21 protein-coding genes are annotated in these 18858 nt (G+C 67.2%); 10 read left to right on the plus strand and 11 right to left on the minus strand.

All coding sequences use genetic code 11. The features are described from left to right. Positions 1 to 76: 76 nt before the first annotated feature. Positions 77 to 1090, minus strand: a complete 1014-nt coding sequence (gene galE, locus E5206_RS07810) for a UDP-glucose 4-epimerase GalE (RefSeq protein ID WP_136321990.1) — start codon at positions 1088 to 1090, stop codon at positions 77 to 79. Between the two features lie 119 nt (positions 1091 to 1209). Here galE and E5206_RS07815 point away from each other — a divergent pair, with 119 nt between their 5' ends. Further along, on the plus strand, positions 1210 to 1863 hold the full coding sequence (locus tag E5206_RS07815) for a TetR family transcriptional regulator C-terminal domain-containing protein (protein ID WP_136321991.1): 654 nt from the start codon (positions 1210 to 1212) through the stop codon (positions 1861 to 1863). Positions 1864 to 1921: 58 nt separating this feature from the next. Beyond that, positions 1922 to 2533: a hypothetical protein gene (locus E5206_RS07820; RefSeq protein WP_136321992.1), complete on the plus strand. Its 612-nt coding sequence runs from the start codon at positions 1922 to 1924 to the stop codon at positions 2531 to 2533. Between the two features lie 43 nt (positions 2534 to 2576). On the opposite strand, the gene E5206_RS07825 is transcribed toward E5206_RS07820, so the two are convergent. Together E5206_RS07825 and dapD are read right to left on the minus strand one after the other, a co-directional pair. Further along, complete coding sequence (locus tag E5206_RS07825) at positions 2577 to 3374, minus strand: hypothetical protein (protein WP_136324023.1); 798 nt, start codon at positions 3372 to 3374, stop codon at positions 2577 to 2579. A 121-nt stretch (positions 3375 to 3495) separates the two neighbouring features. After that, positions 3496 to 4530 carry a 2,3,4,5-tetrahydropyridine-2,6-dicarboxylate N-succinyltransferase gene (dapD, locus tag E5206_RS07830; RefSeq protein WP_136321993.1) on the minus strand — a complete coding sequence of 345 codons (1035 nt, stop codon included), beginning with the start codon at positions 4528 to 4530 and terminating at the stop codon, positions 3496 to 3498. A 173-nt stretch (positions 4531 to 4703) separates the two neighbouring features. Here dapD and dapE point away from each other — a divergent pair, with 173 nt between their 5' ends. Further along, positions 4704 to 5834 carry a succinyl-diaminopimelate desuccinylase gene (gene dapE / locus E5206_RS07835; protein WP_136321994.1) on the plus strand — a complete coding sequence of 377 codons (1131 nt, stop codon included), beginning with the start codon at positions 4704 to 4706 and terminating at the stop codon, positions 5832 to 5834. Between the two features lie 28 nt (positions 5835 to 5862). Here the strand turns inward: dapE and E5206_RS07840 are convergent, their stop codons facing one another. From E5206_RS07840 to E5206_RS07855, 4 genes are all read right to left on the minus strand, one after another. Continuing rightward, complete coding sequence (locus E5206_RS07840; protein WP_136321995.1) at positions 5863 to 6714, minus strand: amino acid ABC transporter permease; 852 nt, start codon at positions 6712 to 6714, stop codon at positions 5863 to 5865. Next, the gene (locus tag E5206_RS07845) at positions 6711 to 7358 is read right to left on the minus strand and encodes an amino acid ABC transporter permease (RefSeq protein ID WP_136321996.1); all 648 of its coding nucleotides are present in this window, start codon (positions 7356 to 7358) and stop codon (positions 6711 to 6713) included. Before E5206_RS07845 ends, E5206_RS07840 begins: the two co-directional genes overlap by 4 nt. Positions 7359 to 7422: 64 nt before the next feature. Continuing rightward, positions 7423 to 8322, minus strand: coding sequence for a glutamate ABC transporter substrate-binding protein (locus E5206_RS07850; RefSeq protein ID WP_136321997.1), 900 nt, complete (start codon positions 8320 to 8322; stop codon positions 7423 to 7425). Positions 8323 to 8377: 55 nt separating this feature from the next. Beyond that, positions 8378 to 9133 (minus strand): amino acid ABC transporter ATP-binding protein, encoded by a 756-nt coding sequence (locus E5206_RS07855; RefSeq protein WP_136321998.1) that lies wholly within the window; start codon positions 9131 to 9133, stop codon positions 8378 to 8380. 138 nt (positions 9134 to 9271) lie between these two features. Between E5206_RS07855 and E5206_RS07860 the strand changes: the two genes are divergently transcribed. The 4 genes from E5206_RS07860 to E5206_RS07875 all read left to right on the plus strand — a co-directional run bounded on the left by E5206_RS07860 (position 9272) and on the right by E5206_RS07875 (position 12338). Beyond that, positions 9272 to 10108, plus strand: a complete 837-nt coding sequence (locus E5206_RS07860) for a TIGR00730 family Rossman fold protein (RefSeq protein ID WP_240690147.1) — start codon at positions 9272 to 9274, stop codon at positions 10106 to 10108. Between the two features lie 74 nt (positions 10109 to 10182). Then, complete coding sequence (locus E5206_RS07865; RefSeq protein WP_136322000.1) at positions 10183 to 10533, plus strand: DivIVA domain-containing protein; 351 nt, start codon at positions 10183 to 10185, stop codon at positions 10531 to 10533. Positions 10534 to 10688: 155 nt separating this feature from the next. Continuing rightward, positions 10689 to 11870: a hypothetical protein gene (locus E5206_RS07870; RefSeq protein WP_136324024.1), complete on the plus strand. Its 1182-nt coding sequence runs from the start codon at positions 10689 to 10691 to the stop codon at positions 11868 to 11870. Positions 11871 to 12158: 288 nt separating this feature from the next. After that, complete coding sequence (locus tag E5206_RS07875; RefSeq protein WP_136322001.1) at positions 12159 to 12338, plus strand: DUF3117 domain-containing protein; 180 nt, start codon at positions 12159 to 12161, stop codon at positions 12336 to 12338. A 116-nt stretch (positions 12339 to 12454) separates the two neighbouring features. Here the strand turns inward: E5206_RS07875 and E5206_RS07880 are convergent, their stop codons facing one another. Continuing rightward, entirely contained in the window at positions 12455 to 13087 is a 633-nt protein-coding gene (locus E5206_RS07880) for an O-methyltransferase (RefSeq protein ID WP_136322002.1), read from the minus strand. Between the two features lie 304 nt (positions 13088 to 13391). On the opposite strand from E5206_RS07880, the gene sigE reads away from it, so the two are divergent. The 3 genes from sigE to E5206_RS07895 all read left to right on the plus strand — a co-directional run bounded on the left by sigE (position 13392) and on the right by E5206_RS07895 (position 15601). Further along, on the plus strand, positions 13392 to 14024 hold the full coding sequence (gene sigE / locus E5206_RS07885; RefSeq protein ID WP_136322003.1) for an RNA polymerase sigma factor SigE: 633 nt from the start codon (positions 13392 to 13394) through the stop codon (positions 14022 to 14024). Between the two features lie 86 nt (positions 14025 to 14110). Then, complete coding sequence (locus tag E5206_RS07890) at positions 14111 to 15124, plus strand: hypothetical protein (RefSeq protein ID WP_240690042.1); 1014 nt, start codon at positions 14111 to 14113, stop codon at positions 15122 to 15124. A gap of 81 nt (positions 15125 to 15205) precedes the next feature. Beyond that, positions 15206 to 15601 (plus strand): Sec-independent protein translocase TatB, encoded by a 396-nt coding sequence (locus E5206_RS07895; protein WP_136322004.1) that lies wholly within the window; start codon positions 15206 to 15208, stop codon positions 15599 to 15601. On the opposite strand, the gene E5206_RS07900 is transcribed toward E5206_RS07895, so the two are convergent. The 3 genes from E5206_RS07900 to E5206_RS07910 are packed head-to-tail and all read right to left on the minus strand — an operon-like array spanning position 15598 to position 18840. Beyond that, on the minus strand, positions 15598 to 16752 hold the full coding sequence (locus tag E5206_RS07900) for an Mrp/NBP35 family ATP-binding protein (protein WP_205760027.1): 1155 nt from the start codon (positions 16750 to 16752) through the stop codon (positions 15598 to 15600). The genes E5206_RS07895 and E5206_RS07900 overlap by 4 nt on opposite strands. 11 nt (positions 16753 to 16763) lie before the next feature. Further along, positions 16764 to 17576 carry a DUF1003 domain-containing protein gene (locus E5206_RS07905; RefSeq protein ID WP_136322005.1) on the minus strand — a complete coding sequence of 271 codons (813 nt, stop codon included), beginning with the start codon at positions 17574 to 17576 and terminating at the stop codon, positions 16764 to 16766. Further along, positions 17557 to 18840 (minus strand): CBS domain-containing protein, encoded by a 1284-nt coding sequence (locus E5206_RS07910; protein WP_136322006.1) that lies wholly within the window; start codon positions 18838 to 18840, stop codon positions 17557 to 17559. Before E5206_RS07910 ends, E5206_RS07905 begins: the two co-directional genes overlap by 20 nt. Between the last annotated feature and the right edge of the window lie 18 nt (positions 18841 to 18858).

Below are 18858 nucleotides of genomic sequence, written 5' to 3' on the forward strand. Positions count from 1 at the left end.
ACAGCGCGGGGTCACTTACGGCCCATTCCGGCGACCGGGATGGGCCGTAAGTGACCCCGCGTTGCTTTAAGTTGCTTTAGGAGTTGTAGCCCAGAGGGTTGTTCTTCTGCCAGCGCCAGTGGTCTTCGCACATCTGGTCCACCGTCCTGGTGGTGGACCAGCTGAGGTCGGCCAGGGCCGAGGTTGCGTCCGCCCAGAACGCGGGAAGATCCCCGGCGCGGCGGGCGGTGACCTCGTAGGGCAGCGGATGGCCCACGGCCCTCTCGAAGGAGCGCAGCACCTCCAGTACCGAGGAGCCCTTCCCCGAGCCCAGGTTCCAGCGGAACACGCCGCAGCGGTCCGCCACGTGGTCAAGGGCGGCGACGTGGCCTTCGGCCAGATCCACGACGTGGATGTAGTCGCGCAGGCAGGTCCCGTCCGGGGTGTCATAGTCACCGCCGAACACCATCAGCTTCTCCCGCCGTCCGACGGCGACCTGGGCGATGAAGGGCATCAGGTTGTTGGGAATGCCCTGCGGGTCCTCGCCGATCCGGCCCGAGGGGTGCGCGCCGACCGGGTTGAAGTAGCGCAGGAGCGCGATGTGCCAGCGGCCGTCTGCCGCGCCGAGGTCCGAGAGGATGTCCTCGATCTGTTCCTTGGTCCGGCCGTAGGGGTTGTTGGCGCCGATCTCCATTTTCTCGATGTACGGGATCGGGTTGTGCTCGCCGTAGACCGTGGCCGAGGAACTGAAGACGAGCGAGCGGACGTTGTGCCGGTCCATCGCGCGGATCAGGTTCAGCGTGCCGACGAGGTTGTTGTGGTAGTACCTCAGGGGCTCGCGGACGGACTCGCCGACGGCCTTGAGGCCGGCGAAGTGGATGACGGCGTCGATCGCGTGCCGGGCGAAGACGGCGTCGACGGCGGACTCGTCCACGAGGTCGGCGTGGTGGAAGACCGCAGGCTTCCCGCTGAGCTCGGCGACCCGGCGCAGTGATTCCTCGCTGGAGTTCACCAGGTTGTCGATGACCACGACGTCATGGCCGGCCTCCTGCAAGGACAAGACAGTGTGCGAACCGATGTAGCCGGTGCCGCCAGTAACCAAAATTCTCATGACTTTACGCTATCCCAAAAGCGGTCCCCGCCCTGTTCGAAGGGGGCTGCGTGGCCAGGCGACTGCATAGGACGGGGCGCCCCGCCACGGAAGCGGCACATCCGTGCTAAAAAAGACCAATGCCCAAATTTGTCGACGCCGCACTGCGGCGCCAGGATGTCGTCGAAGCCGCCTTCCGGATCATCGCAGCCGATGGGCTGGAGCGCGTATCGTTGCGGGAAGTTGCGGACGAGGCCTCCCTTGCCGTCGGATCGGTCCGGCACTATTTCGCCAGCAGCGATGAACTGCTCGTCCATTCCTTCCGGGTCGTCGTGGACCGGGTCATCGGCCGGCTCTCGGCAGCCGATGCGAGGCTTGCGGGCCTGGTCCCCGGAACCGCCGGGCACCACCACGGGGTGTTGGCCCTGCTGGGCGAGTTTCTGCCGCTGGACGAGGCGCGTGCCGTCGATGCCTGTGTCTGGATGGCGTTCAAGAACGCGGCCAGGATCAGGCCGGTCCTGGCCGCTGAGGCGGACCGCAGCCACCGGGGCGTCGCCGCGATTGTCGGCAGGGTGGTGATGGACCTTGGGGCCCGCGGCGCGGCCCCGGACCAGCAAAAGCTCGTGATCGAGGCCGAACGCCTGCTGGCAACCCTGGACGGGCTCACGATGCATGCCCTCCTGCAGCCCGAATGGATGACGGCCCAGATGTGCAGGGACGTGCTCGACGCCCATCTGGCCGGCCTGGACAGCTCCGGGGCGAGCCCTGCGCGAAGCAACGCAGCCAGCCATTAACGTGCGGTAGCTTCGGGAATACACTGGAAACGTACGTCTTGCCAAGGGAGGCAATCGGATGCACCACACAGGCGGACCTGGCTGGCGGATCACCATGGACACTTCGGGCCCCATGCTCATTGCACTTTACGTTCGGGACGCCGCCGGCCTGGACAGCGCCGGGCATCCGGCACTCAGCCACGTGGCACCGAAAATCCGCCCCTCGGATCACGCGAATCTGATCGCCGCGGTGGGTGGCGTCAGCGCGCTCAAGACCGAGTGGGAAGCCTGGTGGGACCAGCTTCTGAAGGCCCACCCGGAGATGTCGCCGGAGTTGGCCCCGCCGGCCTTCGGCGCCTTCGGCAACTCGCCGGCCCTCAGGCGCGTATTGCAGGCTCACTTCGGCGCGGCGCTGACGTGGGCACGGGAGCGCCGCGGCGAGTACGCGGCACTGGAAGCGGAGCGGGAAGCCGGTGGCGCCACGGAGTTCCTGGCAGACATGGTGGAGGACCGCCTACTGGAAGTGGGCCGGGCTTCCCGGGATTTCGACCTCACCATTATCGAGCTGCCGCTGGCGGAACCCCGCGCCTGGTACCTTGAGCCGAGCACGATCATCATGAGCCACGACCTGCTGTCCCAGCCCGAGTTGTTCCGCAGCTATGTGCAGCCGGTGGTCGATCTGCTGGTCTGACCGACCGCTGGACCGTAACCGCTGGACCCACCGCACGGGGCCGCTACTGTTTGGGAGCCTCCGCGACGGTCAGCGTGATCTGTCCCGCCGGCGCATCCGAAGCCTGCCAGCCGTTGCGTGCATCCCGGCTCCAGCCGTGGCCGTCCGTCTGCACCACGGTGATGGAGAGCGCCTTGGCATTGGCTACGGCCCATTGCGCCACGGCCCACGCCTCGGTGCCCTCGGCTTCCACCTGCAGCGTCCTGCCGTCGGCGGACGCCGGAACGGTCCCAAACGCCGCGGTAAGCTGCGCCTGCACCTCGGCCGGATCACCGGCAGCGTCGGGGGCCCGCAGGGTGCAGTCCAGCCCGGCCGCGGTCTGGCCGCTCAGCGCGGAGGCGAACGCCCGCGCCATCTCCGCGTGCTGGGCGTAGGCGCCCGGAAACGCCGAGTGCTGGACCTGTTGCGCGGCGTCGGTGATCTCCAGCGACTGGTAACCGGAGACTTTTACCAGCGCATCGTAGAAGGCGTTGCTCGCGTGGTACGGGTCCATCACCTGCTCGGCGGTGCCCCAGCCCTGGGACGGCCGCTGCTGGAACAGCCCGCGGGAGTCGGGTCCGGCCTGGTCGCCGTGGCCGATGTTCCGCAGCTTGGATTCCTGCATGGACGTGGCCAGCGCGATGCTGGCCGCCCGGGCCGGCAGCCCACGGCGGACGGCGACGGCGGTGATCAGGGCGGCGTTGCCGGCCTGGTCCGTAGCAAGGTCGTCGCCCCCGCTGCCGACGGCGGTGCAGCGTTCGGTGATCAGGGTTTCGGACCGCTGCAGGAACGCCACGGCCGTATAGATTCCGCCCGCGACCATCGCAAGGGCCAGGAGCAGCACAATCCGACGGCGCCAGCCACCTCTACGTGCCACGAAACTACTCCTCAGGCCTTCTCGGGCCGGTGCATTCTTCAGACGGTCGGTTGTTCACCCTGGCGCCTCAGTTGGCGTGCAGGGCCTCGTTCAGCTCGACGGTCTGCCCCTTGCGGGGGAGGACCTCCACCGCGCCGGTGGTGGAGTTGCGGCGGAAGAGCAGGTTGGGAACGCCGGAAAGCTCCACGGCCTTGACGATCCGGGTGGTGTCCTCGCCGTCGACGTCCTTGGGCCCGATGACGCGGACGCGGGTTCCGGCCGTCACGTAGAGGCCCGCCTCGACGACGGAGTCGTCGCCGATGCTGATGCCGACGCCGGAGTTGGCGCCCAGCAGGACGCGCTCGCCCACGGCGATCTTTTCCTTGCCGCCGCCGGACAGGGTGCCCATGATCGACGCGCCGCCGCCGACGTCGGACCCGTCACCGGTGACGACGCCGGCGGAGATGCGGCCTTCGACCATGGAGGTTCCGAGCGTTCCGGCGTTAAAGTTCACGAAGCCCTCGTGCATGACGGTGGTGCCCTCGGCCAGGTGCGCGCCGAGCCGGACGCGGTCGGCGTCGGCGATGCGGACGCCGGAGGGGATGACGTAGTCCACCATCCGCGGGAACTTGTCCACGCCGTAGACGGTCACGGCGCCGCGCTTGCGCAGGCGTGCGCGGGTCAGTTCGAAGTCCTCGACGGCGGCGGGGCCGAAGTTGGTCCAGACGACGTTGGGGAGCTTGCCGAAGATGCCGTCCAGGTTGATGGTGTTCGGCCGGACCAGGCGGTGCGAGAGCAGGTGCAGGCGCAGGTAGGCATCGGCCGTGTCGGCCGGGGCTTCGTCGAGGTGGATCTGGACGAAGACGACCTTCTGCTCGGTGCCGCGGTCCGGGTCGGAGCCGCCGGCGGCAATGTCGCGCAGCGTCTGGTCCGCGTTCTCCACGTCCCGGAGGTTTTCCGCAGCGGTTCCGAGTGCCGGGGCAGGGAACCAGACGTCCAGCACGGTTGCTTCACCGTTGCGGGTCGAGACAGTGGCCACTCCATAGCCGTAGGCAGAGCGGGCGTCAGTGCGGGCGGCAGGGCGGGAGTCGGCGGGCACGGCGGAAGCAGCGGTTTCAGTCATGGTCCAAGTCTATCGAGAGCGCCCGCGGTGGCTGAAACCGGAGTCACCCGCGTGACTGCCGGCTGTTGTCGTCCGGCGGGGCCGGAACAATCACCAATGCGGCAAATCCCAAAGGGCAGGGCAGAGGGCAGAACGGGAGGGCAGGGCAGGAGGGCAACGGATAAGGTGGAACGGTGACCGCCCCGAACCCCCATGCCCCCGCCCGCCTGGACCTCCGCCAGGACGTTGCCCTCCTCACCGCCGAGCTGATCGGCATCAACAGTGTGTCCGGCAACGAAACGGAGCTCGCCGACGCCGTTGAGCATGCCCTCCGCGCGATCCCGCAACTGGAAATAATCCGGGACGGGGACTCCATCATTGCCCGCACCGGCCTCGGCCGCGCCGAGCGGGTCATCCTGGCCGGGCACCTGGACACCGTGCCGCTGCCGACGACCGAAGGGTCCCTCGGGACGGTTCCCGCTTTCTGGCCCTCCGGGGCGCCGGGCGAGGGTGTCCTTTACGGCCGCGGCGCCACGGATATGAAGGGCGGCGTCGCCGTGCAGCTCGCCCTGGCGGCGGCGCTGTTCGACGGCGGTGCGGGGCCGGACCGGGACGTCACCTTCGTCTTCTACGACCACGAGGAAGTCGAGGCGGTCAAGAGTGGACTGGGCCGGCTCGTACGCAACCACGGCGCCATGCTCGGCGGGGATTTCGCGATCCTGCTCGAGCCGACGGACGGGACCGTGGAAGGCGGCTGCAACGGCACCATGCGCCTGGAAGCGACCACGCTCGGCGAAGCCGCCCACTCGGCCCGGGCCTGGATGGGCAGCAACGCCATCCACGCGGCGGCACCGATCCTGGCCCGGCTGGCCGCCTACGAACCGCTGACTATCACCGTGGACGGGCTGGACTTCCGTGAGAGCCTCAACGCCGTGAGGATCAACGGAGGCACCGCCGGCAACGTCATTCCGGACCGCTGCGTTGTCGAGATCAACTACCGTTTCGCGCCGGACAAGACCCCGGACCAGGCTGAGCAGCAGGTGCGGGAACTGCTGGCGGGATTCGACGTCGTCCGCACCGATAGTGCCGCCGGCGCGCGTCCCGGACTGGACCACCCGGCCGCCGCGTCCTTTGTGGCCGCCGTCGGAGCCGAGCCGAAGCCCAAATACGGCTGGACCGACGTCGCGCGGTTCAGCGGGCTGGGGATCCCGGCGGTGAACTTCGGCCCGGGGGACGCGCTGCTGGCCCACAAGGACAACGAACACGTCGAAGCGGACGCGATCCGCGAATGCCTCCGCGCGCTGCGGACCTGGCTGGACCTCTGACCGCGCCCAGAGGTCCCTGCGCGGCCTCCTAGACTTCCGCCGGGATGGCGGCCGCCGGGATGACGGCAGCGCCCGGCTGGCGGGAGAGCCGCTTCTCAAGCCATTTGGCGATGGCGGCCAGGATCAGGCACATGCCGACGTACAGGACGCCGGCGACGATCGCCGAGGGGATGATCGGGGAACCGTACTGGATCTGGCTGCCAAAGAACTTCGCCTGGAACAGGATCTCGTTGTAGGTCACGATGAACCCCAGTGCGGTGTCCTTGAGGATCACCACGAGCTGGGAAATGATCACGGGGAGCATGGACCGGATGGCCTGCGGGAGCAGGATGCTGGTCATGACGGCGCTCTTTGGAAGTCCGATTGCGTATCCGGCCTCGCTCTGGCCCCGCGGCAGCGACTCGATGCCGGCCCGGAACACCTCGGCCAGGACGGATCCGTTGTACAGCACCAGTCCCGCCACGACGGCGATGAACGGGGTGATCCCCTGGACGCCCACGGTAGGCAGGCCGTAGTAGAAGATCATCATCAGGATCAGCAACGGGACGGCCCGGAAGAGCTCCGTGAAGCCGTAGCACGGCAGGCTGATCCAGCGGCGGTCAGAAAGGCGTCCGAATGCCAGGAATATACCCAGGACCAGGCTGAACACGGCCGCGGTGCCGAATGCGGCCAGGGTGGCGCCGACTGACTGGGCGATGGTCTGCTGTACCAGCGGGAACGTGAACAGCTGCCACTTCTTGGCCTCGAACTGGCCGCTTTGCGCGAAGCGCAAAATGACGAAGCCGACGATCAGCAGGATCACGAGGGCCGTCACAACGCCCAGGATCCGGTACCGGGAGCGGGCCTTGGGGCCGGGCGCGTCGAAGAGAACAGAACTCATCGGTCAACCTTCCACTTCTGTTCGAGCTTCCGTTGCGCGGCGGAAAGGATGAATACGAGGGCGATGAACACGAGGGCGACCCAGAGGAGGCCGGCCATGGCCGGTTCGCCGCGTTCGGAGAGGTTGGCCCGGATGGCGCCGGCCTCGAAGACGGAGAAACCGGCGGCCACCGTCGTGTTCTTGAGCAGGGCGATGAACACACTGAACATCGGCGGGATAACGGCGCGGAAGGCCTGCGGCAGGATTACGAGCGTCAGCGTCTGCGTGAACGGCAGTCCGATCGCGCGGGCTGCCTCGGCCTGTCCCACCGGGACCGTATTGATACCGGACCGGACGGCCTCTGCCACGTAGGTGGCGGTGTAGAGGCTCAAGCCGATGATGGCCGCCGTCATGAAATCAATGGGCACCAGCCCGAGCTTCGGGTAGCCCAGGGCGAAGAAAAAGAGCACCAAGGTCAGCGGGGTGTTGCGGACCACGTTGACGTACAGCGTTGCCGCCGCCCGCATGGCGGGAACGGGGGAGACGCGCAGGGTGGCGACGACGGTGCCGAGGATGAGGGCAAAAATCGCGGCGAAGAAGAAGAGTATGAGCGTGTTCCGGAACCCCGTGATGAAGAGGTCCGAATTGTTCAGCAGCGTATTCACAGAACCGTCGCTTTCAGCGGGTGTTGAGGGGGGCGGCCGTGCGGCCGCCCCCCTCAGCGTTGGTTTAGTAGTTCTCTACTGCGGGCTGCTGGACCTTGGTGCCCGACTGGCCCAGGGACTGGTCGTAGAGCTTCTGCCAGACGGTGCCGCCGTCGGTGAACATCTTGTTGATGAACTGGCGCAGCGCGGTGTCGCCCTTCTTCAGGCCGACACCATACTTCTCAACGGTGAACGGCTGTCCGACGACCTTCAGGGTGTCCGGTTCCTGGGAAGCGTAGCCGAGCAGGATGGCCTGGTCGGTGGTGACGGCGTCGACCTGTCCGCTCTTGAGTGCCTCGACACACTGGGAGTACGTATCGAACTCGGTGGTCTTCGTGCCCGGGAAGTTGGCCTTGATGTTCTGGATCGGCGTCGAACCGGTCGCGGAGCAGACGTTCTTGCCGGACAGGTCCTTTTCGCTGTTGATGGTGGAGTTGTCCTTCTTCACGAGCAGGCCCTGCCCGGTGACGAAGTACGGACCGGCGAAGTCGATCAGCTGCTTGCGCTTGTCGGTGATGGAGTAGGTGCCGACGTAGTAGTCGATGTCACCGTTGGTGATCGCGGACTCGCGGTTGGCCGAGGGGATCGGCTTGAACTCGATCTTGTCCTTGCTGATACCCAGGGACGCCGCGATCCACTTGGCGATTTCGATGTCGAAACCGGAGTACTCGCCGGTGGCCGCGTCCTTGAAGCCGAGACCGGGCTGGTCCTGCTTGACGCCGATCCGTACCTTGCCGCTGGACTTGATCGTATCGAAGGTGGGGCTGCCGGAAATCGAGACGTTGTCCGCGACCTTGTAGGGGAGGTCGGACGTGGCGGTCGGGGCGGGGCTGCCGGCGGTTCCGCCGCAGGCGCTGAGGGACAGGGCCAGGGCCGCGGTTGCCGCGACCAGCATCGGCTTCTTCCAGCTAAAGAAGTTCTTCATCGGGTACCTTTCATTGGGCGGCCGCCGTGCGGCGGTCAGACATGAACGTTTGGTTCTAGTGCGTCAGGAGTTTGGACAGGAAGTCTTTGGCCCGGCTGCTCTTGGGGTTGGTGAAGAATTCTTCGGGGCTGGCGTCCTCAACGATCTGGCCGTCGGCCATGAACACCACACGGTCGGCCGCCTTGCGGGCGAAGCCCATCTCGTGGGTGACCACGATCATCGTCATGCCTTCCTTGGCGAGCTGGACCATGACGTCGAGAACCTCGTTGATCATTTCCGGGTCCAGGGCCGAGGTGGGCTCATCGAAGAGCATGACCTTGGGCTTCATCGCCAGGGCGCGGGCAATCGCGACGCGCTGCTGCTGGCCGCCGGAGAGCTGCGCCGGCAGTTTCGGGGCCTGGAGCCCGACGCCGACCCGTTCCAGCAGGGCCATCGCCTCCTTCTCGGCCTCTGCCTTCGAGGCGCCCTTGACCTTGATGGGTCCGAGGGTGACGTTCTCGAGGATCGTCTTGTGGGCAAAGAGGTTGAACGACTGAAAGACCATCCCGACGTCGGCCCGCAGTTTGGCGAGTTCCTTGCCTTCCTTGGGCAGTTCCTTGCCATCGATGCGGATGACGCCGTCGTCGATTGTCTCCAGGCGGTTGATGGCCCGGCACAGCGTTGACTTGCCGGAACCCGAGGGGCCGATGACAACAACAACCTCGCCCTTGCGGACGGCCAGGTTGATGTCCTTCAAGACGTGCAACTGGCCGTAATGCTTATTTACGGCATTCAGGGAGACGAGCGCATCGCCTGGCACTTGAGTAGTCATAGAAAGAATCTAGCGAAAATTGACGCCCTATGACCGCAATCACTCTGTTAAGTGCAGATCGTGATTCAAGAGATACCTGCAGCTCAGGCCGTGGTGGCGTCCGCCAGACCGCTTTGGAGCGTGTTCCGCGCTAGCCTATTGGGCATGAGTACCGATCCGCAGCCAAACCAGGACCTGAACCCCACCGGGAAGCAGGCGCCCGCACCGCGGGCCACACCGCCGGCAAACGGCATCCGGCACAAGGGCCCGCTGGAGCTGCGGCGCAAACAGGCCAAGGTCACCATGTCCGACCAGACCCTGCTCGACACCAAGGGTCCCGGGCAGTTCGTCCATACGGACCCCTGGCGCGTGATGCGGATCCAGAGCGAATTTGTCGAAGGTTTCGGCGCGCTCGCGGACCTCGGCCCGGCCGTCAGCGTCTTCGGCTCGGCCCGCACCGTGCCGGGAACGATGAATTATGAACTCGCCGTCCAGGTCGGCCGGAAACTGGCCGAGGCGGGCCTCGCTGTCATCACCGGCGGCGGCCCCGGCTCCATGGAAGCCGCCAACAAGGGCGCACTCCAGGGCAACGGCGTGTCCGTGGGCCTCGGGATCGAACTGCCTTTCGAACAGGGCATGAACCAGTGGGTGGACCTGGGCATCAACTTCCGCTACTTCTTCGCCCGGAAGACCATGTTCGTGAAGTATGCCCAGGGCTTCATCGTGCTGCCCGGCGGGCTTGGAACCCTCGACGAGCTCTTTGAGGCGATGGTGCTGGTCCAGACCCGCAAGGTGACGTCGTTCCCGATTGTGCTGTTGGGCACCGACTTCTGGAGCCCGCTGCTGGACTGGATCCGGACCACCCTGGTGTCCGAAGGGATGATGGACGAGGAGGATCTTGATCTGGTGCAACTGGTGGATGATCCAGCCCAGGCCGTCGCTCTCGTCGTCGAGGGGGCGTCGCGCCACCGGAACCCCAATGGCACCATCCGCTGACACTATCCGCAGCGGCACGCGGGGCCGGGCGGTCCGCCGCTGCCGTCCGGGCCGCCGTCTGGCACGATGGAGCTGTGAGCTTTTTCCTGATCTTCCTGGCGATCGTGCTGACCGGCGCCGCCGCCCTCCTTGGCACCGGCCTGGCGCCGAAAATCTTCCGCAGGGGCCCGGCCGGCACGCTTCCCTTCGACGACGGCCTGGACGAGCCGGTTGCCTCCCTCCCGCCGGTGCTCCTCCCCGAGAACGCCGGACCGTCCGACGTCGACCAGCTCCGCTTCGCCGTCGGCCTCCGCGGCTACCGGATGGACCAGGTGGACCAAGTGCTGGACGAGTTGCGTGACCAGATCGCGGCCAGGGACCGGAAGATTTCGGAGCTCGGGGAGGAACTGGGGCGTCTGGGGACGCCGGCGGAGCAACGGCCTTGAGCAGGTCAAACCCGGGCAGCCCTGAGGCCTTGGATACACCGGTGGACGAGAACGACCCCGGCACCCCGCAGGAGCCAGCTGCCGGAACGCCCGGGCAGTTCAACACCGGGCTGAACGACGCGGCCTGGCGGCGCCTTGCCTCTGCCGGTGCCCGCATGGCGCGGTGGCCCTGGTGGATCCAGGTGGGCGGAATCTACCTCGTGGCCCGGCTCGTCAGCGCCTGCATTTTTATGGCCGCAGCCCTGCACCAGGGCGTGAATCCATGGTTTCCGGCCAAGCCCGACTACTGGAATTTCATCAACATCTGGGATGCCCGATGGTACGGCGAGGTCCTGCAGAACGGTTACCCGGCGGTGCTGCCCACGGACGCGGCCGGCAACGTCCAGGAAAACGCCTGGGCCTTCTACGCCCTGTTTCCCATGCTGGGAAGGCTCGTATCGGGCCTGACCGGCATGGGCCCGGCAGGGTCGCTGACGCTCATCGCGATGGTGTGCGGGCTGGGGGCGTCCCTCGTGGCCTACCGCATCTTCCGGCATAAGGCCGGTCATCGCACTGCCCTCTGGGGGACGGTGTTCTTCTCCACCTTTCCCGTCTCCCCGGTCCTGCAGGTGCCGTATGCGGAGTCACTGAACCTGCTGCTGCTCGGCGCGGCCCTGCTGCTTGTGCTGCAGCGCCGGTATCTGTGGGCGATGCCCGTGGTGCTTCTGATGGGCCTGTCGCGGCCCACGGGTGTTCCGTTCGCGGCGATGGTGGGGCTGCTTCTGGTCTGCCGCCTGTGGCAGCGTTGGCAACCGGGCCGACGACACCTGGTGCCGGCGGATCCGGCCCCGCCGCTCTGGCCCCTTGCCGGTCTTGCTGCAGTCAGCGGGATCGCGGCCCTGCTGTGGCCCGCCATCGCCTGGGCCGTGACCGGGGATATCGCGGCCTATACCAAGACCGAAACCGTCTGGCGGGGACATGATCTTGTGCCCTTCACGCCGTGGTTTGATACCGGAATCCTGCTGTTCGGCCCGGCGCTGGGACTCGTTGCGCCGTTCGTGTTCGTGGCGGCCTTCGCCCTGTTGATGATGTCCCGCCCGGTGGTGGCCCTCGGGACCGAGTTGCGGTTGTGGTGCTGCTGCTATCTGGGCTATCTGCTGGTGTTCCTGCATCCCCAGACCAGCACTTTCAGGATGCTGCTGCCGCTGTTCCCGCTCGCCCTGGGCGCCGCCCTGGTTTCCAGGTCCCGGGCCTACCGGGGGAGCGTGGCGGTTATGTTCGTGCTGCTGCAGATCGTCTGGATCGTCTGGCTCTGGGCCTGGGCACCGCTGCCCGGCGGCGGCGACTATCCGCCATGACGCGCAGCACCTTTCCCGGCTGGCAGCACGGCTTGGCAGGGCGGTTTTGCGGGGTGGCGTGGAAAGTCCAACGATTAGCCCCGGGCGCCTGATTACGGGATAATGGAGGGTAAGCAAGGGCAAGATGCAGGCGAAGAAACAAGTAGCGAAGAAACAAGTAAGAGAAACAAGCAACTGGGTTTTCTGCCACGACGGCAGCAGGCATGGCCGTCGGGCGGCTTGATTGACCAAGCGGACGCAGCCCGGCCGGGCTGGTAAGTCACGGGACTAATGGAGGGGATATTCCTTATGGCGGCAATGAAACCACGCACCGGCGACGGCCCTATGGAAGTGACCAAAGAGGGACGGAGCCTGATCATGCGTGTTCCGCTCGAAGGCGGGGGACGGCTCGTGGTCGAACTCAATGCTGCCGAAGCCACAAACCTGAAGGAATGCCTCGTCGGCGTCACCGAAGTAGCTTCGCACTGAGAGACTTCTGCGGATGATTCCGCAAAAGAGGCGGGGCCTGCAGCCTGATGGCTGCGGGGCCCGCCTCTTTTCTGTCTCCAGGATCCGGCCGCAACGCCTGCCTGCCTGGCGGGCGGCTATTTCTTGACCGCGATCAGCAGGCCGTCGCCGGTCGGCAGCATGGCCGAAGCAAGGCGGTCGTCGTCGCGGATGGACTTGCCCACCTGCCGGAGGACGACGGTGGTGGCTTCCCGGGCCGCCGGATTGGCCACACGGTCCTTGTCCAGGGCATCGTTGACGATCAGCAGGCCGCCGGACTTGAGCAGCCGGATGGCCTGCTCGACGTAGCCGGGGTAGTTCGGCTTGTCGGCATCGATGAACACGAGGTCGTATGCGCCGTCGGTCAGCCGCGGGAGGACGTCGCCGGCACGGCCGGAAATCGTGCGCGTGCGGTTGGCCGGGCTGCCGGCTTCCTGGAACGCTTCCCGGGCCGCCTTCAGGTGCTCGACGTCGACGTCGATGGTGGTCAGTACCGCCTGCGGGCACAGTCCCCGCAGGATGCACACGCCGGAGACCCCGGCTCCGGTTCCGATCTCCACCGCGGTCTGCGCCTTGGAAGCGGCGGCCAGCACCGTCAGCACTGCCCCCACGCCGGGGCCGATCGGAGTTACCCCCAGTTCGAAGGACCGTTCGCGCGCGTGCAACAGGACCTCATCCTCGGCAGGCAGATCTTCTGCATAGGACCAGCTCGTGGACTTATCGGCGCTCATGGGTTATCGCTTTCTGGGCGGCAGGGGTGTGTTCCCTACAGCGTACTGTGTCCGGCGGGGGCCGCAGGGGACGCAGCCTCGCCGTGGCCGTGACGGCGCAGCGGCACTGTGCCGCGGCGGAGCTGGGCGGGTCGCCGCGGCCTTTGCGCCGAGGGCGGAAGAACCGTGTGGATCAGGAATTTCCCAGCTTATTTTGAAATGATGGGAATCCGCTCATCCGCGTGATGATCGGTGTCGAATCACCGGGCAGGAGCCTGCAAATGCAGGCCCTGTCCAGGCATAAGTACCACGAGGGGAGCGGACGATGTCGTTTCTGGCAGCTGTCCCTGCAACTGAAGAGTCCCAGCCCGCGCCGGAGGCCGAATGGGTCCGGCCGACGTGGGATGAAGTCGTGACCAACCACTCCGCCAAGGTCTATCGCCTCGCGTACCGGCTCACGGGCAACAAATTCGACGCCGAAGACCTCACCCAGGAGGTGTTCGTCCGCGTCTTCCGCTCGCTGGAGAACTTCAGGCCCGGGACACTGGACGGCTGGCTGCACCGGATCACCACCAACCTGTTCCTGGACCAGGCGCGGCGCAAGAACCGGATCCGCTTCGACGCCCTCGCGGACGATGCCGAGTCGAGGCTTCCGGGCCGCGAGCCGGGGCCCGAGCAGAGCTTCGAATTCAACAACCTGGACCTTGACGTGCAGGCGGCACTCGAAGAGCTGCCCCCCGACTTCAGGGCCGCCGTCGTCCTCTGCGACCTCGAAGGGCTCTCCTACGACGAGGTGGCCGTCGCGCTGGACATCAAACTCGGGACGGTGAGGTCCCGTATCCACCGGGGCCGGACGATGCTCCGGGAGAAGCTCGCACACCGTGACCCCCGTCCGAGGCAGTCCGCCAAGTCCCTCAAGCCGCGGCTCAAGATGCCGCGCATCGCCGGCCTGCTCTGAACCGGGCGATGGGTCTACTGAAGCGATTGCTGGGGTGCTCAGGGTGCAGCTACTCCAGCCGGGTAGCTGGCCGCAGCCGCAAGCATGTGGAGTCCTGCACCGAGTGCCGGGCCCGGCTGCAGCGGGAACGCCAGTACCTGGAGCGCCTCCGCGGCGCCCCCATCCCCAAGGCGAGCGATGACCTGACCGCGCGGCTGCTGGCCAGGACCGGGCAACTGGCCGCCGAACGGCAGCCCGCTGACCAGCACTCCGCTGACCAGCAAACTACCGACCAGCCAGTGGCGCTGCCGCCGCTGCCGCATCGTGTAAGGCCCTCACGGGTGCGCATTCCGGCGCTTGTTGCGGGGGGCGCGGCCGCGGCCCTGGCACTGATGGCCGGCACCGCCTACCTGATGGGCGGCGCGGCGGCCCCGCTGGCGGACGGCGCGGACGCTGCCGCCTTCCTGCGGCACGACGCAACCGGTTCCCCGGTGGCCGGTGACCTGGCCGGGAACGCCGCAACGGGGGCCGGCGCGGGGTGGACCATGACCGGTGAACCGGACTTCACGCCTGCCGGCGCCCTCACTGCCGGCCAGCTCGCCTCGCTTCGCTCGCAGGGATGGACCTGTCCCGAACTGCGCGAGCTGGGCTTCCACATCATCTGGGCCAAGGGCGGGGTGGTGTCCGGGGAGAACGTCCTGGAGTTGCGGCTCACCGACGGCCGGCACTTTGTTACGGTCCTCGAACAGCACGGAACGCCGGTTCCCCGGCACGGCGCGTCCGGGGAGCAGCAGCCGTCCGCTCCGGTCAACGTGCTGACCGGACATCCTGCCACGGCGGACGGCTTCACCGCCGCCGGGCTCAGCGGAATGACCCGCGGCCCGGGACCCGGCAGCGGCGCGCTCTGGGTCAATGCGGCGGCCCCGTTCCGGGCCATCTACCAGACCTCCGGTGCCACCTTCACCTACGTTGCGGACCTTCCCGCGGAGCAGGCAGACGACGGCGTGGCCGCCCTCGTGCAGTCCCGCGGCGGCGGCACGGCCGCGCCGCCGGCTGCGGACGGAGTCCCCGAGCAGATGGAGCGGGGCCTGGGCAGGATCCTGGAGCTCCTGGCACTGTGATGGGCAGCCCGGGCGGGGGCAGCCGTCGTCCGGGGCGCCCCGAGTCGTCGCCGACCCGATCGAGAGGGTAATCTTCCTAAAGTGTTTGGAATCAACGGACCGGAGTTCCTCCTTCTGCTGATCATCGGTCTTCTGGTGATCGGTCCCAGCAGGTTGCCCGAATACACCCAGAAACTTGCCAACATCGTCAAGGAAGTCCGCCGGATGGCGGCCGGCGCGCGGGAACAGATCAAGGAAGAAGTCGGCATCGATATCGATGACGTCGACTGGAAGAAGTACGATCCCCGGCAGTACGATCCCCGCAGGATCATCAAGGAAGCGCTGCTGGATGATGACACCAAGCCGGTAAGTGCGGGCGCACCCGCCGCGGTTGCCACCGTCGCCGCCGCCGCGGCCGCCGCGGATCACCGCCCGGCCCGCGTCGTCGTCCGCCTTCCCGAAGGCGAGCCCGCACCCTTCGATTCAGAAGCTACCTAGCGGGGCTGCAGGCCCAGGGGCTTTCCCCCCAGCCCGCGCGGGACCGAGGCGAGCTTCCCGGCGATCTCCAGCAGGGCTACGGCCGCCGGGGTTTCGGGACGGCCCAGCACCAGCGGGACCCCGGCGTCGCCGCCTTCCCGCAGCAGGATGTCCAGCGGGATCTGCCCGAGCAGCGGAACGTCGGTGCCCACCGTGGCGGACAGCCGCCCGGCGAGCACGGTACCCCCGCCGCTGCCGAACAGTTCCATCCGGCTGCCGTCGGGCAGTTCCAGATAGGACATGTTTTCCACCACGCCGGCCACGGCCTGGCCGGTCTGGGTGGCGATCGCCCCGGCGCGCTCGGCCACATCGGCTGCGGCGGCTTGCGGGGTCGTCACGACGAGGATCTGCGCCTGCGGGAGCAGTTGGGCCACCGAGATCGCGATGTCGCCGGTGCCGGGCGGAAGGTCCAGGAAGAGGGCATCGAGGTCGCCGAAGTAGACGTCGGTGAGGAACTGTTCGAGGGCCCGGTGCAGCATGGGCCCCCGCCAGGCCACCGGCTGGTTCCCGGTGACGAACATGCCGATGGAGATGACCTTGACACCATAGGCCACCGGCGGCAGGATCATGTCGTCCACCCGGGTGGGGGACTGGGTGATCCCCATCAGCGCCGGGACGGAGAAGCCGTACACGTCCGCGTCCACAATCCCCACGCGGAGGCCCTGGGCGGCCAGGGCGCAGGCCAGGTTCACGGTCACCGACGATTTGCCGACGCCGCCCTTTCCGCTCGCGACGGCATACACCCTGGTCAGCGATCCGGGCTGGTTGAACGGGATACCGCGCTGCCCGCCGGCGCCACGCAGCTGTTCCTTGAGCGCATCGCGCTGGTCCTGGGTCATGACCTTCAGCTCAACCTCGACGCCGGTCACCCCCGGCAGCGCGGACAGCGCCGCTTCGCAGTCGGCGGTGATGGTGCCGCGCAAGGGACAGCCCGCAATGGTCAGGAGCACGCCGATCCGCACCCGGCCGCCGTCGGACACCTCCACCGTGTCCACCATGCCCAGCTCGGTGATGGGGCGGCGCAGCTCGGGATCGATCACCGTGGCGAGTGCTGCGTGCACGGCCTGGTCCGAGGGGAAATCCAGGGGGGTGCCGTCCAGCGGGGTGTTCATGCGGGGGATGCTCAGCTTTCGGGGAAGGTGTGGTGTGCGGGCAGGCCCTGGGTGTCCGGCTCGGCGGCAGGAGTGGCGGGGGTGCCGGGCACGGTGGCCGGGGCGTCCGGCGTGGCCGGCAGGGCGGCAGGCTTGTCCGGTTTCTTCTCCGGCCTGACTTTGGGGATCTGTTGGGTCCGGGGACCGCGTTGCTTGTCGCGCTTCTCCTTCAGCTTCTCCTTGACCTTGTCCCGCGGGCTCTCGTGGATCCCGGCTGACGGGTCATGGGTGCGCAGTTCTTCCTGCGCCTCCAGCATGTCCTCGAGCATGCTCCGCAGCTCGGCCCGCACGTAGTCGCGGGTGGCGACTTCACGCAGGGCGATGCGCAGGGAGGCCAGTTCGCGGGTCAGGTATTCGGTGTCGGAGAGGTTGCGCTCGGCGCGCTGCCGGTCCTGCTGGAGCGAGACGCGGTCCCGGTCATCCTGGCGGTTCTGGGCCAGGAGCAGCAGCGGGGCGGCATACGAGGCCTGCAGCGATAGCATCAGGGTCAGCAGCGTATAGCCGAGGTCCCGGGAGTCGAACTGCCACTCTTTCGGAGCGAAGGTGTTCCAGACCAGCCAAAAGACGCAGAACACGGTCATATAGACCAGGAACGTCGGGGTGCCCATGAAGCGGGCGAAGCCCTCCGTGGCATGACCGAAGGCGTCCGGGTTGGGAGAGAACTTGGGCAGGATCCGCGCGCGGCCGCTCAACGGGGTATCGAGGCTGCCCTTAGCTGTGGGTTTGCTGCCCGGCCGGACGGTGGAGGTTCTTGGGGTGGTGTTATCAGCCAATGCGGCCTCCAAGCTTCCTTATCGGGACATCGTCCTCGTGGGTGCGCCAGTCATCGGGCAACAGGTGATCAAGCACGTCATCAACAGTCACCGCCCCCACAAGCCGTCCATCGCTGTTGACGACGGGGAGCGAGTTGAGGTTGTAGGTCGCCAGCGTGCGGGCCACCTCGCTGATGTGGGCGTGGTCCGAGACCGGTTCCAGGGTCTTGTCAACAAGGTTGCCCAGCGGTTCGGGCGGGGGATAGCGCAGCAGTTGCTGGATATGCACGACGCCGAGGAACCGGCCCGTGGGCGTCTCCAGCGGGGGCCGCGCGATGAAGATCGATGACGCCAGCGCGGGTGAGAGCTCCTCACGGCGGACGTGCGCGAGCGCCTCGGCGACGGTTGCTTCGGGCGGCAGGATCACCGGGACCGGGGTCATCAGGCCGCCGGCGGTGTCCTCGTCGTATTCGAGCAGGCGGCGGACGTCTTCGGCGCCTTCGGGCTCCATCAGCTGGAGCAGTTCTTCGGCCTGGGCGCTGGGGAGTTCGGCGAGGAGGTCTGCGGCGTCGTCGGGGTCCATTTCCTCCAGCACGTCCGCGGCGCGGTTGACGTCCAGCGCGGAGAGGATCTCCACCTGGTCGCCTTCCCGCATTTCCTGCAGGACGTCGGCCAGCCGTTCATCCTGCAACTCGCTGGCGACTTCGAAGCGGCGCTTGTCGCTCATCTCCTGGAGTGCCTCGGCAAAGTCGGCCGGCTTCAGGTCCTCATGGGTCGCGACGAACTGGGTGGCCGCCTGCGGCTCGGTCTTGGCACCCTGCAGCGCGTCGGCCCAGTCAATGATCATGGTCTCGTTGCGGCGCAGCCGGCTCAGCGGCGACAGGGAATGGCCGCGGCGGACAAAGAGCTTGCTGACGAACCAGTCGCCGGAGCGGTGCCTGTCCATCGCGATGTCCTCGATGGTCGCGTCGCCGCTGCCGTCCGCGAGGGTGACCCGGCGGTCGAACATTTCGGCCACCACCAGGGTCTCCGCGCCGCGTTGTTCGAAGCGGCGCAGGTTCACCAGCCCGGTGCAGATGACCTGGGTCTGATCAATCGAGGTAATCCGGGTCATCGGGACAAAGACGCGTTTCTTGCCCGGGACCTCGACGACGATGCCGACCACGTGCGGGGCGCTCCGGGTGCCGCGTGAGAGCACGACGACATCGCGCAGCCGGCCCAGACGGTCGCCCAGGGGGTCGAAGACATCCAGTCCGAGAAGGCGCGCAACAAATACCCGCGCAAGATTTGTGCTCACTTGTACAGGCTACCGAGT

It is taken from the genome of Arthrobacter sp. PAMC25564, from assembly GCF_004798705.1.
Taxonomy (GTDB): domain Bacteria; phylum Actinomycetota; class Actinomycetes; order Actinomycetales; family Micrococcaceae; genus Arthrobacter.

What these genes read in the sequence shown, in the direction of transcription:
- E5206_RS07900 (WP_205760027.1), bottom strand. Translation starts at nt 16,752, where the DNA reads ATGAACACCCCGCTGGACGGCACCCCCCTGGATTTCCCCTCGGACCAG.
- E5206_RS07880 (WP_136322002.1), bottom strand. Translation starts at nt 13,087, where the DNA reads ATGAGCGCCGATAAGTCCACGAGCTGGTCCTATGCAGAAGATCTGCCT.
- dapD (WP_136321993.1), bottom strand. Translation starts at nt 4,530, where the DNA reads ATGACTGAAACCGCTGCTTCCGCCGTGCCCGCCGACTCCCGCCCTGCC.
- sigE (WP_136322003.1), top strand. Translation starts at nt 13,392, where the DNA reads ATGTCGTTTCTGGCAGCTGTCCCTGCAACTGAAGAGTCCCAGCCCGCG.
- E5206_RS07820 (WP_136321992.1), top strand. Translation starts at nt 1,922, where the DNA reads ATGCACCACACAGGCGGACCTGGCTGGCGGATCACCATGGACACTTCG.
- E5206_RS07825 (WP_136324023.1), bottom strand. Translation starts at nt 3,374, where the DNA reads ATGGTCGCGGGCGGAATCTATACGGCCGTGGCGTTCCTGCAGCGGTCC.
- E5206_RS07850 (WP_136321997.1), bottom strand. Translation starts at nt 8,322, where the DNA reads ATGAAGAACTTCTTTAGCTGGAAGAAGCCGATGCTGGTCGCGGCAACC.
- E5206_RS07870 (WP_136324024.1), top strand. Translation starts at nt 10,689, where the DNA reads ATGGCGCGGTGGCCCTGGTGGATCCAGGTGGGCGGAATCTACCTCGTG.
- E5206_RS07815 (WP_136321991.1), top strand. Translation starts at nt 1,210, where the DNA reads ATGCCCAAATTTGTCGACGCCGCACTGCGGCGCCAGGATGTCGTCGAA.
- E5206_RS07875 (WP_136322001.1), top strand. Translation starts at nt 12,159, where the DNA reads ATGGCGGCAATGAAACCACGCACCGGCGACGGCCCTATGGAAGTGACC.
- E5206_RS07855 (WP_136321998.1), bottom strand. Translation starts at nt 9,133, where the DNA reads ATGACTACTCAAGTGCCAGGCGATGCGCTCGTCTCCCTGAATGCCGTA.
- galE (WP_136321990.1), bottom strand. Translation starts at nt 1,090, where the DNA reads ATGAGAATTTTGGTTACTGGCGGCACCGGCTACATCGGTTCGCACACT.
- E5206_RS07840 (WP_136321995.1), bottom strand. Translation starts at nt 6,714, where the DNA reads ATGAGTTCTGTTCTCTTCGACGCGCCCGGCCCCAAGGCCCGCTCCCGG.